Source organism: Xylophilus sp. ASV27 (genome assembly GCF_016428875.1).
In the GTDB taxonomy this organism is placed as follows: Bacteria; Pseudomonadota; Gammaproteobacteria; order Burkholderiales; family Burkholderiaceae_C; genus Xylophilus.
The window spans coordinates 1-256 of sequence record NZ_JAELTO010000418.1; the positions used below are offsets into that span (position 1 = coordinate 1).

A 256-nucleotide genomic window follows, 5' to 3' on the forward strand; every position below is an offset into this window, starting at 1 on the left:
TAGGGAAGCTCTGCGCAATGCGCTTTGAGATGTGCTGAGGCGGCCTGATAGAGCCAATTTGCAAACAAGTCCAGCCGTGCCGCGGTCTTTGGGCCCTTGCGGGCCTGTTTTTCGGCCATCAGGCCGTTGGCAGGCGCACTCATGCCTGCGCTCCCATCAATCGCTCTCGCATCATCCACAGGTTGGACAACGCAAACAGCGTGTGCAACTGCGCGGTGTTCTTGGCCAGCCCGCGGTAGCGCACCTTGACGTGTCC

1 pseudogene is annotated in these 256 nt (G+C 60.5%); it reads right to left on the bottom strand.

Features of this window, described 5'->3' with window-relative positions:
• Positions 1–139: 139 nt before the first annotated feature.
• Positions 140–256: pseudogene (locus tag JHD63_RS23600) on the bottom strand (IS5/IS1182 family transposase); the annotation flags it as partial.